The organism is Acinetobacter sp. YH12219 (assembly GCF_013417875.1).
Taxonomy (GTDB): Bacteria; Pseudomonadota; Gammaproteobacteria; order Pseudomonadales; family Moraxellaceae; genus Acinetobacter; species Acinetobacter amyesii.
This window is the reverse complement of record NZ_VPDC01000014.1, coordinates 22,543-36,234: the sequence shown is the minus strand read 5'-3', so window position 1 is coordinate 36,234 and position 13,692 is coordinate 22,543. Positions and strand designations below refer to the sequence as shown.

Sequence of the window (13,692 nt, the reverse complement as noted above, 5' to 3'; positions counted from 1 at the left end):
CAGCCTCACTTGATGCTAGGCATCATATTTAAGACATCGTCACCAAATACCCCACCACGATAAGTACTACCAATAGGTAAAGTACTTGGCTTCTTTGTAGGCTCATCATCAATAATCTCGTCCGATTCCTCAGACTGGATCTGTAAATGCGCCTTGTTTTCAGCCACGCGCTTTAAGAATGAGATTGCATCCTCATAGCGCTTTCGGACTTCTTCCGTTGGTTGCTGGAAATACAAGCGATAGCGTGCAATATCACATGCCATACGTTTCAAGTTACTTGGCACATTGGGTAACGGCAAAGAATAACGGCCACCTATGTGACCGTTAATTTCCTCTGTCGCGTCCTGAATGGCATCATCTACAGCGGTGACATTGGGTAGCATCATTAACAATTGCTCCAACTCATCACCAAATCGCGCCACTAAGTCAGATTTAGTCGCATACATGGATCACCTACTTGGCTTCTGTAGCAGCCTTCTTCGCTTCAGCAGTTGCTTTTTTTATGGCAGTTTCAGGTGCAGCTAATGCTTTTTCAAGCTCTGCAACCTTCGCTTTAAGCTCGCCATTCTCCTGATCTGATTTGACCTTTTCATCAGTCATCAGCTTATTTGCTGTAAGAAGATCAGTATTGGCTTTTTCAAGCTCTGCTAAGCGAGCGGCTGCACCATCGGCCTCAGGTGCTAAAGGTTCTTGATATTCTTCAATCGCCCCAGATGCTAAAAGGGCCTGAAGTTGTTTAGCTTCAAGCCCTGTGATTTCTTGGCCTGGACGGAAATGCCCAAGCGACTGCTTTGCAATATACTTCGTCATAATAATTTTCCTTATACGAACCCGCGACCGCCTACCAGGCCATTCTTATTGTTTGGAATCGCCAATGGAGATGATTCAGCAAGCATTTGGATGCTTGAAGGGTTCTTTTCTTGCCATTGGCTTAGATAGAACTCTAGAGCTTGGCCAAAAGCTTCTACGTTTTGGATAGCACAGTGAGCAATCCACCCATTAGCATCAGAGATTAGACCGAAGAAGTCTTCTGGAATAAAACGATCTGGTGTACCGCCACCAATACTGTGTTGAACGTCATACGTCCAAATTTCAATGTTGTCGACCGTACCACGGAATTGTGGCTTATCGATTTGATCAAACGTTGGGGTAAGAGGAACACTAATGCCTGCATAAGGCGCAATGAACTTCTCCTTGAACTCAGGATCTTTGATTAGTGTGTTGTAGACCTTCGATGTGGTCAGTGCCATGTTTGGAGACGTACCTGAATGTTCTACAGATAGATCAATCATCGATTGAATATCTTTCACAGGCGTTGCACCCACTTGCCCCCATTTGATTAATGGTGCAAAAGTACAGGCAGCATTACGCTCATAATCCACTTCATACATTGGGAAGTCAGCAGAAGCGAATGTTGTCTTACCATAGAGCAATACATCACGAGCAATCAGCAACTTTCGATTTTCAATGGACTGGCGCAGGTATAAAGCCTTTTGAGCCTGATCAATCAATAGAAGATCTGCATCGCTTAAACGATTTGAACCTGTTGCAATGACACCAAATTTACGCAGCTGAGTGATTAGCGCAGTATTTTGCACATCACTTGGCATGACCGTCATCATCGGCTTTAAATAAGCCGGTTTAACAAATTTCACGTTGCCAGATTCACCAACCTTAATTTGACGGCCCGCAGCTGTCGGTGTAACAAATGGCGCAAGCGGAGTTGCGGTATTTAACTCACCTACAGGTACTTCTGTTTTAGTGTACGACACACGCTGAGGGAAGAAACGATCCATCAACCATGTGTCCACCTTTTGAGTAGTATCCGTTAATAGTACCAACTGAGGTACATCCAGTAGTTCAACTGGTGCATTTTGAAAAGTAAACGACTGACTCATTGATTATTTCCCCACGACTTTACGAAGTTCGATTTTGTTGATTAAAGCTTGGGCACGTACTGCGTCATATTGAGCTTCCGTTAATGGCGTGCCATTCACAGTCACAACAGCAATATCAAATGCACCTTGTACGTAAATTGGCATTTCCAGGCCATTGGCTGCATGGTAAGTTGCCTGCTCTGCAGTAAAGTCAGAAATCGCAATCGCATTCCAATCACCCACGACTTCAAGCGCAATTTCGGGATGGTCAGCAACATTATTTGCCCCCACCTTCAGCAAATCACCACGTTTGTATGCGGTAGCCGTTTTTACTTTGGCGTTTTCTGTACGAACGCCATCACCCACTACAAGCTGTGTAGTCGTGATTGTTTGAGTAATGGTTCCCATTATTTTTGCTCCTGAGAGGCTGCGAACTTACTAAAAGCTTGGTCTAGGGCTGTACCCTGCTGATTGCCTTGCCCTTGTTGATCACCCTGACCACCTGTGGCCTGATGGCTAAACAAGTGTGCAAATTGCAGTGGTACCGTATTGTTTTGCTGTTGCTGCTGACCAACTGGTGGTTGATTACCTGCAGAGAATTGCATTAACTGTTGAGACATAAATGCAAAAGCAGCGTCATCCATATCGGTGTAGGATTTCTTTTCTTCAGCGCTGAATTGTTTATTCATTGCTGTTTCTAAGCTTTTAATGTCATCTTCACGCTTATCTGCTTTGAACTTTTTAAGTTCGGCTTGTGCAGCATCGCGGTCTGTTTCAGCCTGCTTTAATTTGGCCTGGGTTTGTTCTAATTCGGTCACGTTAGTGTCCTCTTGGGTTGGGGTAAACGTTTGTGGATTATGGCTTGCAGCTACAGCCATGGTGTTTTCATCTGCACCTAAAGCGCAAAATGAAACTTCGCGGATACGACCACCACGAAATACTGTGATTGGTCCTTGCAAAGTCTTGCCATTCACGATGACCGTCTGATCGGCTGCCACCTCTTCCGTTTTTGCTGGCTCAATTCGAACTGACATCTGCCATGGAAAGCCATCGTCAGAATCCTGAGCAACCTGAGCACCAAACTCATTACTCATCAGATCACCTTGCACAACTAAACCATCCTGATGGCTAATCGTGTGGCTATTGATAGCTCCTGCACGTTGTCGAGAGCTATGCTCAAGTAGTGCAGGAATTCGCCCTTTAATTTGCATGCTGTCCAAATCAAAGATGACGCGAGTCCAATACCAGTGATCCGTAATAACTTCACCGCTATACGCAATACCTGAAAAGGTTCGCTTCTTTTTTCCGTCTTCAGCTGGATCAACACTTAAATCACCCAACCGAAAACAGTAGTGATCCTGTTTTTCATCTATTGGCATTTTCATGCTCCATAAAAAAACCGCCCTTTCGGACGGTCTCTAGTTAATTTCAATTTAATTTATCAATGCCTTCAGTGTGTAAACCATTTTCCCCTCAACCATCTCTATCGAAACAACTTCAAAAGTTATTCCCGAAGGTAGCAAGATCCCTTCCCCGGCATTTAGTAATTCAAGATCAATCCCCAGGCCATTAGCATTTTCAATCTGAATCATGATGTTTGACTGACCTGCCAAAAGCATTGGTGCATCCAAGGTCAACACCTTGCCTACTTCAAGTGAAGCTGCGTAAGCCAGTGAGGTTGCACCTGTAATAACATCTGAGGAGTTTTTGGCCACTGAATGAATCGCTGCCATATCCTGAACCAACCATTGCTTAAGCACTTGGGCAGCCTTGGATGAGGTTTTACTATTCAAATAACCTGTAATGGCCTGGTCATTGCCTAGTACATAATCCAAGAAAGTACGAATAGCACTTGGTCGAATCGATGGATCTAATGGAATTACTTCATTGGCCACCGTATTGAATAAGTCCCGAGTCTTATCATCCATAGGAGCTAATAGACTCGTAAGCTTATTCGATGCAGTCCATTCAGCCTTGATGACTTCTTTCTGCTCGAGGAGGTATTCCTTATCTAGTACTGACACATTGATCTTTTTATCAACCAATGCTTCCAAATCACCAAATTGCAAAGGATGCGATGACCAGTCTAAGGCCTCAGCAACTTCCGGCAACTTATCATCCGGTGTAATACCGTATTTGAGTGCCTGAGCTTCTGTAAGTGCGATGACTGTACAACGGCAACGAAAGCCTAATGGTGGGTAATGTGTCAGCCAAAATGGATGATCAATCGGCAGTACAATTCGATTCAATGCCAAATGTGCAGGACGTACACGACTATCATCGATAGCCGAGTACATTAGATAAGGGCGTTTGGCTTTATTTCGATTCTGCTGCTGCCATCGCCCATGACCATAAGCACTTTGGATATTGGTACGAAATACGGTATCTAGATAATGCTTAGATAGTATGATCTCTGACTCAGCAACGAGCTTCTGAAAATCATTAAACGTTCCACCATTGGCCAAAGTCTTATTCAATGACTTTATGACCGTCTCAACTTGCTCAAGACTCGATAGAAAACTCACCGTAGTAGCCATCTGCCTAGTCTTTAAGTCCATTGAGTAAAACTCATCAGGTAGCACAATCTTTTTGTCATGCGCGTACTGAAGCGCTTCAAGGAATGTAACCGGTTGCATATAAACACCCCACAATCCCGACTATTAAACCCAACACAAAGTAAATGGCGGCATGATAGAACCATGGATAAATCGTTTTATATTCAGAATTATTCCAAGCAACCAGAGGAGGTGGCGGCACAAACTCAGGAATAGCTTCAATACGGCTTCTTTTTGAGTAAAGAGGATTTTCACTCAAATCCTTTTTCATGGCAGCTTTAAAATTTTCACACTCTAGTGCCGTCATTGGAGTAGCATAAATAGCTTTTTTGCAACTGCATGGTGAGTAGCCATTACCATTTCGACCATTAAAGCCACGGCGACACGAATCACATTTCTTATTCATCACTTCCCACCCTGTGCTGTCGCATACCCCAATACATCTGCAGCATATAAAGCCTGATCTAAATTGGCCTTAAACTGAGATTCAGATACAGACGGAATCAACTGCATTAAATTGAATGCCAAGCCTTCAGGACTATCCGACTCAGCAACAAGTTGCTTAATCTGCTCATTACTTAAAAGCTGCAGATCCTTTTGGCCATCGGTTAATTCCTCAACTTTTTGCTGTTCAGCTGAAAGTTTATTGGCCTGGGCTTTAAAGCTAAATGCACGTTTAGGTAAAGCTGAAAATAACTGCTGAGACGCATCTATAGCGGGTTTTAAATCACCTTCCTGTAGACCATATTCACGAATGAAGTACTGATCTGAAAGGTTTGCACCTGCATTTTTTAAATGTGTATCGCGAGTGGCCTGCTCGACGTTCAGTACTTTTTCTTTCTCGCCTAACTTAATTTTGTGCGGTTCCCAATTATTCAGAACACACAAAGCATTTACTACAGCCTGAACAGTTGGAGTCACTAAACGAATATCAGATTTAAGCTTATCAAGTCGTACATTTTCATGAACCTTACCCAGGCCATAACTCCCTTTACCATCAGTACCACTGGTAAGAGTTTGACCGAGTACAACTTTTTGAATCTGCTGTATCAATGTCTTATTAAACATCTCAAAGGCAGATCCTGCGGTACCATTTGCACCTTGAGCAGATAGCACCTCAACGCTGTCTTTGGCATCGATCGATAGAATACTTTGAGCATGAGCATCTAACAGTGCATGACTCATTGCTTCGGTTGTGATTTTACTGCCAACTTTACCCACTAGGATTGGGGTACCAAAGCGTTCAAGAAACTTAGCCCAAAACTTAAAGCCGTTTTGTTTAAAGAATGAAAGCCAATATAGGGTTGCCAACATGGCTTTACCGTATGGCTGCTCATATGTGGCTTTACGACGTGTAAGGAAAAACTTAAACATCTGATCAACGACAAGTTCCTGAGAATTTCCTTCCTTGCGTAAAATCAAACGTCCGTCGTTCTTAGGTTCAAACCACTGCATTGGCTTTTCACCAATCCACTGCAAACCAATATAACCTTCGGGTTTAAGCTCGTAGACCGCCTCTTGTACTGCATAACCAAAGAACAAAGCATTCAGAGATGCAGTAGCAATTTCACAGTACCATTCGTCAAGTATGAGCTTTAACGTTTTAGAAGCAGCAGAATCACTAGGTTCCAACTGATATGGGGTTGAAAGCAATGCATCAATGCGTGTTTCAACGGCCTGGGCAATTTCATCGTCATCTAACAGTACACGTAGCTTGTGTCGAGAAATGCCAGCTTTACGAAGTACTTCATCGTTATCAGGCTGACGGCCGAAATTGGTTAGAAAATTAAAAACAGCTTCTTGAGAGTACAGACTCCCCTTGGACAAAGCCTTCTTAGATTCTTTGTCCTTTTTAGACTTAGCCATGTCAGCACCTAATTAAAAGATTCGATTACCAGCAACATAAGGTTGCTTAGTCTCTTGTTCTTGCACATCACTAAAGCAGATCATCACGCTATCAGCTCTGTTTGGTGAAGCTGCACCTGCAGGTTGTTTATTGACTAATATCTTCCCTGCACCATTTTTGGTGTAGGTCGGCTGAGATAATTCCACGGTCAATGCTTTCAGCTCAGACTCATTCAAATCATCAGAGCTCAGTGAAATGATTGAATCAGGATCGTATTCCATGCCATTCAATGCCCTGTATGTATTTTGGAAACGCATACGAAGCGACCACCACATTTGGGCTTTAAGGTTGGCAAAGAAATCAATATTCTTGCGAGCCTCTACCATTTCTTCATCAGGCTCATGAACTGAACCTGAACCTCTAAATGGATCAGTTTGAATTTCAGCAATACCTTGATCCTCATTGCGCTCATTAATGACTCGTGCATCACCACGTACACCTGCGCCCAGGCCATCTGCATCATAGAGAAATGCTCGAATATTCAGATCCAAACAGATATCAATTGCCTTCTGAGTCGTCCCAAAGATGTCATCACCCTTACCAGACCATGTGTCTAGATAATTCAAAACAACACCATGACGTCCTGCAAATGAGTTTTTATCCTTACCCTCATCTGCAACGTCTAAGCCACCAATTCGATCACCTGAAGGGCGTATATCGAGTCTCTTATGAGCATCAATAGCAGATTGAACCCAAGCTGATGGGATCAAGACGCCTTCGACCGATGCCGCATAGTTAATATCTACTTCCTGAGCTAATACCACATCATCTAAGGTGGCCACTTGTTTTTCGTACCATGGGTAGATCAACTTGCCTCTCAGCTCAACCTGCCAATTCTTATCTGGATTCAAGCGCCATGGCATTGTGAATACAGCATATCGACCACTGAAACGATCCTGATAAAAGCGGTCACCAATACCATTGGGAGTTGACCCTTTGATATGTACATTGGTGTTCTGCGAGATTGCAGCATCCACCGCTTCCTGACGTTCTACGAATGCCCATTCATCTAGAAAGTACATTGTGGTACGTCCACCACGACCAATGTTGTCACCGGCTTCACCCGTAACAGTTGAGCCATTATCAGGGTTAATGATTCGAAGGTAGTTATCATGGACTTTCGCCACAAAACCTTCAGGCCTCATCCAATCAGGGAGTTTTGAAAACATATCGCGGAATTTGTGTAATAGCGTCTTTGGATCGCCTTTCTTATCGACTAAATCCTCTTTACGGCTTCCAACTCCACCGGCAAATCCATCTACATACAGCCAACGGTGTAAATAGAAACCGAGTAGTACGTAACTCATTCCCTCATCTCGCGACTTTTCAATCAGTCCATGGGTTTGGGTACTTTCTCGCTCTAATAGCCAATGAACCAAATCAACCTGACCAGGCCGCAACACAAATGGGATGTTGGCAGGTAAACCAAATGGCATACCGCGTGGATCGTATGTCCAGACCCAATGATTAAACCAATGAATCGGATCTTGACTGCATTTGTATATTTCGGCCTGGCGACTTAATTCATTCTGTTCAATTAAAGCTCGGTAGTAATAGCGTCTGGTCATTTCAGCTATTACTTCGGGTAAACGAGTGTTTATGGTCCACTCTTTAATGAGCGGTGCTATTTCCTCAATTGAATAACTCATAATTTACCATTAATTGCTAAACGCGAAAGCTCCTGAGCGCTCATTCCTGCCAGTTGCTCAGGTGTATAAGCCGGTAGTGCATGTTTATGCTCAGTTTCAATCGGATTGCCACCTTTGCCCGTAATCTCTTGCTTGGTGATACGACCATCAGTTTCTTGGAATGCTTGCTTTAGTAGGTTTTGTTTAGCCCGTTTATTTCGACCTGAGTCTTCATACATCTTTTGAAGTTCCATGAGTCGAAAAGCCTTATTCGCAATCGCGATGTCTTCGATATTTTTCCTAAAATCTTCGCGAGTTCGCTTGAATAGATCCTTGAGTTTTTTACTTAGATTACGTCCAGCCACTTTAGTTGGGTCATAAAGTGCAACCTGTTGACGGGTAATTTCAATCTTATAATCTTGCTTTACAGCTTCTACTACTTGTTGAGGGGTTTCAAAGCATGCAAGAGACTGAACAATAAACATTTTTACAGGCTCTTTTAGTGCTGCCATAAACACCTCTTTGTATAGCTACGTATAGCAAGATAGGCAAAAAAAAGAGCCTTTCGGCTCAGTTAATCACACAGTTTCCGCAACACGCTGCAATGCTTGTCTCCGATACAAATGGAGCATTTTTAGCAATATCCAATAATCGTTGTACTGAGCTATCAATTCCATGCTGACGTATTTCACCAAAGAACACTTCAACATCATGGCCAGCTAAGTAATGCTTTGGTAAACCAGTCACATCGCTATAAATGATCTCGCCATCTTCATCTCGCTCTACACCAATGTGATATAGCTCGTGTTCTATCAAACGGCAGAATTCACGATCAGAGGTTTGCTCACAGAATGCCGCATCAATTGTGATTAAGTACTGAGGTACGAAGCCAAACCAGTCTCGCATTTGTTGTTCTTGACGGGCTTTCTTCCATCCGCCTTGGTTAAACATCACTTTTTCACATTGACCCAGTACCATGCGCTTTTTGGCCATAGCCGCTGAAGATGCCCATGCAAATGCCAAAAACTCTTCATTGTCGTGTAGCAGCTCAGCGATATGATCATGGTCTGGGTTATGAAGTTGGCCACCCATAGTTAGATAATTGTCTTTCACCCAGGCCAGTAATTCTTGTGCTGGTGCAAGGCGTATAGCGTCTTCTTCCTCAGCCTGATCTAGAAGTTCAGTCGGTGGGAATGGTCTAAAGGGATCCATAAGTTTAGCTCCTGTTATTGAGCGTGACTTAATCCTGCTCTAGCTTCGATAATGATTTTTTGAATCTCTTCACGACGTTGTTTTTTCTTTTCGTGGTAGATCCATATTGTGGAAATAAAGACACTTATGATTAAGCCACCAATCAATAATTGCATTCTAGTAAAGGTCATTTTTTATTGCTCTTATAATGTCATTTTCACCTAAATTAAGCATTTCAATATTAAAACTTAATGGCAATTAATGACAAAAACCCGTCAATTAATGACGGGTCATTTTAAGAGAAATTAGATTTAAATAATGTTGATATTACTAGCTTGCTTTCCCTTTTTCCCATTCGTGATTTCAAACTCTACTCTTTGGCCTTCACGTAAAACCTTAAAACCGTCAATTTTGACCTCACTATAATGTGCAAAAAGATCCTCTCCTGCATCACTAAGAATGAACCCATAGCCTTTAGCTTCGTTGAACCATTTGACGGTGCCAGTTGTTAAATTTGTCATTACTTATCCTTAGATGTTTTAAATATTAATGATGAATACGCTTGTTTAATCTGATTAATAATCAAGCTATACCAATATAAACAATCAATCTAAAACATCCTGATACATATGTTATTCGTGTGTTGAAAATTGGATTTTAAAAGTAACCTATCAAGAGCAAAATCGTTTAATTCAACAAATTATGCCGAAATGCAAAACAGTTCAAATTACTTATTCTGCATTAAATATAAGGTATCAGCATAAAAAAGCCCCACATATTCATGTGAGGCTTCACCCAATTCATTTGCGCTGATATGAGCCAGCGGATTATAGGGCTATTTAATCAAATATGCATTTAAAATATATCTTTAAATCATATTGGTATTAACTACCGATTCAACTGCGTGTATGCCCACTTTAGAAATCTATCTTTATCATCAAAGTTTGGGACATTAATTAAGTGAATGAAATTGACTGCACCGAATTTACCCGCAATCTTTTTAGGATCGACTATTTCAAAATCATCATCATTACCTAAATTCAGTTCTTTAAAAAACTCAAGAACCTTGTTATGCAAACCTTGATGTGAATGTTCAGTTCGCTCTATTAGAAAATCATAAATCTGGCTTAAAACATGTAATTCAAAATTTTTATTCATGACTTTCTTCTCATAATTGTTAAGGTTGAAATCCCAAACTAACGGATATTATGAGAAAGTTAAAGTAATCAAACATCCTGAAACAATAAGCTTTGAAATATCTAACTTATAATAATTCATCTTTTTTTAAAGCTTTTAACCAGGCCGTTGCACGCCCCATATTGATATCTGCAAGTTCAAACCGGTGAAATCGATACCCCATTTCTTCTGCATGGTCATAGCGATCCATACTCCAAGCTTTTGTTGCAAGTTTGGCCTTACGACCGCCAGACCATGGACCAGTTGCTATTTCAATTAGCATGCGATGTTCAATTAGGTGTAAATCAAAGCGCCAATGTTTCGTACTTTTGAAATGAAAGTACTCCTCATACTTCATTTCCATCCGGTCTAATATTTCTTTTAGTCGGTCGAATGCTTCTAAGTATTTTTCACTGGCCTTAGGTAATGGCCTGGTACGTGGTTTCTTTTTGGGAGGCATCTTGTTGGTTAGGGCTTTATATGCATCAGGTTCCATATTTCACCCATAAAAAAACCTCCCGAAGGAGATTCTTTGAATTACTTAGTCAAATCAAGACAACTTAAAAATTTTCCCAGTTTTATCACTGTAAAAATGCATATCAAAACTAGGCTTAATTATTTCATCATCTATATTTAGATAACGGACACAATCACCGAAACTATTTGGCTCGTCAGTTGATTTTTCACACATAGCTTCTACTGTATAAACAGCACCATGTTGATCAACTACGTCCAGCATTACTTTATTTAATGGCGTATTCATAATTAATTATCAATCGCTACAATTTCACTTGCCTGAAATCCGCGTTGTCCTTTAGATTGTGAAAACTGAACCCGTTGCCCTTCAGCTAAGCTTTTAAAACCATTTGACATAATTTGAGAAAAATGTGCAAAAACTTCATTACCATTATCTGCGGCAATAAAACCAAAACCTTTTGCATCATTGAACCACTTCACAGTGCCAGTAGTTAAATTAGACATATATTTTTCCTTATAGATTTTTTGTGATAGAGAAAAATTCGAAATACCCTTAGTTTAAAAATGTAAAAAACAAAAAATAAATTAAAAATCTTACTCTATGTGACGTATTGAATAATGTTGACGAATTAAGAGTACAGTTTATAAAGCTTATTCAATTCAGTATAAAAAGACTTACCATCTAAATTCAGTTCAATTTTTTTGCCTGACTCAAGTTCAACTTGCTTTGCAACTTCAACCCAAGTATGTCCATTCATTGTGCTTTGAATTTTGTTTAATGGAATAATGTTTACACGTATAACATCGCCATTGATTGCTGCGGCGGTTGTCCACCCATTTGAAATGTTCATTTAATCACTCATGTGATGAGCTTTTGCAAACAAGAAAGTATTTAAAGATAAAACCAATTGTAAGGTTGGAGATAATTCACTTAAGAAGATATTTAAACTTATGATATTTACAGTAGCTGTGAAATTTAAAAAAGATATAAAAATTAAATTAGTATCTTAAAAATAAAATTTAAGGAAAACCCACGGATAGCTGCAGGCTTCCCTTGATCGGCATGATGCGAATTCATGCTATGCGTTAACTGTTTGAATTTGATGCTTGAACATCAGAATGGAGGGAATACGCAATTCCGTTAACAACTCAAACACTACCGTTCCGCTTACGGATTCGATCAAACAAACTATATCAGATATATTAATATTTACCTAACTTTATTTCAATTTTATTTATATTTGTGATTTATATATTCTCCTTCTGCTAGCTATCCAATATCTAGGTGATAAACATTGCACCACTTCATGCAAATTTCTAAGTCATGTTTTGCTTGTACTTTATCTGTCATAGCTCAATCTTCTTTTTAGATGCTACATAAACACCTTCGTTAAATGCGATCGGCTTACTTTCAACAATGTCTTTCTTAAACCACTTAAAGCACAACCCGTACCCAAATAAGAATGAAACTAAACCCACTACGATATAAGCCATACCCACCACCAAATAAGAAAAGAAAAACCCCTCAACATCTAGAATGCGAGGGGCTTTGCGTGCCGTAATACGTTCGGCTATTTAAGGTTTCGATTAAAGTGTATTGTTTGTGTATAATTTACGTTAATAATAACTTAAATTTTATGTTAATTTGATCACGCTTTATTTTTTGAATATATATCTCATCATGAAACTCTCTTTTCTATATTCCGTATTAGGCATTTTTATTTGTGTATCTGTGGCTTGTTTGGTATTAGCAACAATTTCACATGACATATTCTTTTTAGAAATTTCAGGGCTTCTCACCTTGTCAGCAGTTTTAGTGGGCCTAAAAATCAAGGATACTAAATATGATCCTTTTAATTTTTAATAAAACACAGGCGATGTATTCTTGCTCAGGCCCCATTTCTTAATGGGGTTTTTGCTATTCAACTTCTTTCAAACAACTACGACAAACTTTTATCTCATCACCATCGATCGTGTGGTCAATCTCAACCGCACCATGAAAGCCGAATAAGCATTTTAAAAATTGGAGCATGTGAATCTCCTGAATATTGGCGCGCCCAGTAGGATTCGAACCCACATAAGTCGGAATAGAAGTCCGATGCATAATCCTTTCTGCCATAAGCGCATTGGGTGGCGGTAATCAATTTAAAAACCACTAGAAATTAATAGGAACCGCCATGGGTGCCCTGATATTGCTTACACAAAAACATTTCTCAGGGCATTAAAAAAGCCCACCTTTTAGTGAGCTTAATTTAATCATGGTCAGAAACTGCGTAATACGACCAGTATAGTAAAACTATACCTTAGTCAGGAAAATTTTCCTAGCATTAATTTTTCGACTCTTTGTAAGTTTTTTTTCGGTATGCCTCGATTGCTTTTGCGGCACTATCAATAGCTGACTCAAGCGCTATTACCATCAAGTTTTCGTATTGCTTCCAAGTGCAATCATACGCTTTCAATGTCATCTGCCATGAGCGTATGCCCGCATAATACAATCGACCTTGCTTTGTGAAATTCGCTTCCAATTCTGGGTTTAATGAAAAATCAATTACCATGCGCGCCATCATATCCGCCAATTCGGAAATTTTGATTTTCTCTGGCTCTCTACGCCCATCAGTAAGCGCATTGCTTTGCATAATTGCAGCAAGATGAGATTGAACACACCGATAATCAATTTCTGACTTTATTCCAAAGATAATTATTGACGTTACGGATTTTTCTAATTGCGTCTCCATACTCGCAATCGCACCCAAACGATCTTCATAATTCAAAGGCTTCTCCCCAGTGCCATGTGCCTGTGGTTCAAAGTTTGGTGACTTCGCTGTAATACCTTTGGTTAACCACTCAAACGGTTCAAATCTTTCTGTTACTGCATTCATCCC

General features: G+C 40.4%; 19 protein-coding genes and 1 tRNA gene. All 20 read right to left on the bottom strand.

Features of this window, described 5'->3' with window-relative positions; all coding sequences use genetic code 11:
* Positions 1 to 5 precede the first annotated feature (5 nt).
* Complete coding sequence (locus FTV04_RS10430) at positions 6 to 446, bottom strand: gp436 family protein (protein ID WP_180089438.1); 441 nt, start codon at positions 444 to 446, stop codon at positions 6 to 8.
* Between the two features lie 7 nt (positions 447 to 453).
* Positions 454 to 810 carry a hypothetical protein gene (locus FTV04_RS10425; RefSeq protein ID WP_180089436.1) on the bottom strand — a complete coding sequence of 119 codons (357 nt, stop codon included), beginning with the start codon at positions 808 to 810 and terminating at the stop codon, positions 454 to 456.
* A gap of 11 nt (positions 811 to 821) precedes the next feature.
* Positions 822 to 1,898 carry a major capsid protein gene (locus FTV04_RS10420; RefSeq protein ID WP_180089434.1) on the bottom strand — a complete coding sequence of 359 codons (1,077 nt, stop codon included), beginning with the start codon at positions 1,896 to 1,898 and terminating at the stop codon, positions 822 to 824.
* Between the two features lie 3 nt (positions 1,899 to 1,901).
* Entirely contained in the window at positions 1,902 to 2,285 is a 384-nt protein-coding gene (locus FTV04_RS10415) for a hypothetical protein (protein WP_180089432.1), read from the bottom strand.
* On the bottom strand, positions 2,285 to 3,256 hold the full coding sequence (locus FTV04_RS10410; RefSeq protein ID WP_180089430.1) for a hypothetical protein: 972 nt from the start codon (positions 3,254 to 3,256) through the stop codon (positions 2,285 to 2,287). The genes FTV04_RS10415 and FTV04_RS10410 overlap by 1 nt, the downstream gene beginning before the upstream one ends.
* A gap of 54 nt (positions 3,257 to 3,310) precedes the next feature.
* Positions 3,311 to 4,513 (bottom strand): phage minor head protein, encoded by a 1,203-nt coding sequence (locus FTV04_RS10405; protein WP_180089428.1) that lies wholly within the window; start codon positions 4,511 to 4,513, stop codon positions 3,311 to 3,313.
* Complete coding sequence (locus tag FTV04_RS10400) at positions 4,491 to 4,838, bottom strand: hypothetical protein (RefSeq protein WP_180089427.1); 348 nt, start codon at positions 4,836 to 4,838, stop codon at positions 4,491 to 4,493. The genes FTV04_RS10405 and FTV04_RS10400 overlap by 23 nt, the downstream gene beginning before the upstream one ends.
* The gene (locus tag FTV04_RS10395) at positions 4,838 to 6,298 is read right to left on the bottom strand and encodes a DUF935 family protein (protein ID WP_180089425.1); all 1,461 of its coding nucleotides are present in this window, start codon (positions 6,296 to 6,298) and stop codon (positions 4,838 to 4,840) included. The genes FTV04_RS10400 and FTV04_RS10395 overlap by 1 nt, the downstream gene beginning before the upstream one ends.
* Positions 6,299 to 6,310: 12 nt before the next feature.
* Positions 6,311 to 7,987: a terminase gene (locus FTV04_RS10390; RefSeq protein WP_180089423.1), complete on the bottom strand. Its 1,677-nt coding sequence runs from the start codon at positions 7,985 to 7,987 to the stop codon at positions 6,311 to 6,313.
* Complete coding sequence (locus tag FTV04_RS10385; protein ID WP_078190830.1) at positions 7,984 to 8,478, bottom strand: DUF2280 domain-containing protein; 495 nt, start codon at positions 8,476 to 8,478, stop codon at positions 7,984 to 7,986. Before FTV04_RS10385 ends, FTV04_RS10390 begins: the two co-directional genes overlap by 4 nt.
* Before the next feature lie 58 nt (positions 8,479 to 8,536).
* Positions 8,537 to 9,178 carry a putative metallopeptidase gene (locus tag FTV04_RS10380; RefSeq protein WP_180089421.1) on the bottom strand — a complete coding sequence of 214 codons (642 nt, stop codon included), beginning with the start codon at positions 9,176 to 9,178 and terminating at the stop codon, positions 8,537 to 8,539.
* Between the two features lie 14 nt (positions 9,179 to 9,192).
* Positions 9,193 to 9,348, bottom strand: a complete 156-nt coding sequence (locus tag FTV04_RS10375; RefSeq protein ID WP_171262648.1) for a hypothetical protein — start codon at positions 9,346 to 9,348, stop codon at positions 9,193 to 9,195.
* A 120-nt stretch (positions 9,349 to 9,468) separates the two neighbouring features.
* Positions 9,469 to 9,678 (bottom strand): cold-shock protein, encoded by a 210-nt coding sequence (locus FTV04_RS10370; RefSeq protein WP_078190832.1) that lies wholly within the window; start codon positions 9,676 to 9,678, stop codon positions 9,469 to 9,471.
* A gap of 367 nt (positions 9,679 to 10,045) precedes the next feature.
* Complete coding sequence (locus FTV04_RS10365; RefSeq protein ID WP_078190833.1) at positions 10,046 to 10,315, bottom strand: hypothetical protein; 270 nt, start codon at positions 10,313 to 10,315, stop codon at positions 10,046 to 10,048.
* A 106-nt stretch (positions 10,316 to 10,421) separates the two neighbouring features.
* On the bottom strand, positions 10,422 to 10,829 hold the full coding sequence (locus tag FTV04_RS10360; protein ID WP_180089419.1) for a hypothetical protein: 408 nt from the start codon (positions 10,827 to 10,829) through the stop codon (positions 10,422 to 10,424).
* Between the two features lie 54 nt (positions 10,830 to 10,883).
* A complete protein-coding gene (locus tag FTV04_RS10355; RefSeq protein WP_180073678.1) occupies positions 10,884 to 11,096 on the bottom strand; it encodes a hypothetical protein in 213 nt (70 codons plus the stop codon).
* Between the two features lie 2 nt (positions 11,097 to 11,098).
* Positions 11,099 to 11,314 carry a cold-shock protein gene (locus tag FTV04_RS10350; RefSeq protein ID WP_180063596.1) on the bottom strand — a complete coding sequence of 72 codons (216 nt, stop codon included), beginning with the start codon at positions 11,312 to 11,314 and terminating at the stop codon, positions 11,099 to 11,101.
* A gap of 125 nt (positions 11,315 to 11,439) precedes the next feature.
* On the bottom strand, positions 11,440 to 11,661 hold the full coding sequence (locus FTV04_RS10345; protein WP_180063595.1) for a transposase: 222 nt from the start codon (positions 11,659 to 11,661) through the stop codon (positions 11,440 to 11,442).
* Positions 11,662 to 12,859: 1,198 nt separating this feature from the next.
* Positions 12,860 to 12,935: transfer RNA gene (locus FTV04_RS10340), tRNA-Arg, on the bottom strand.
* 202 nt (positions 12,936 to 13,137) lie between these two features.
* Entirely contained in the window at positions 13,138 to 13,689 is a 552-nt protein-coding gene (locus FTV04_RS10335; protein ID WP_180089417.1) for a hypothetical protein, read from the bottom strand.
* Positions 13,690 to 13,692 lie beyond the last annotated feature (3 nt).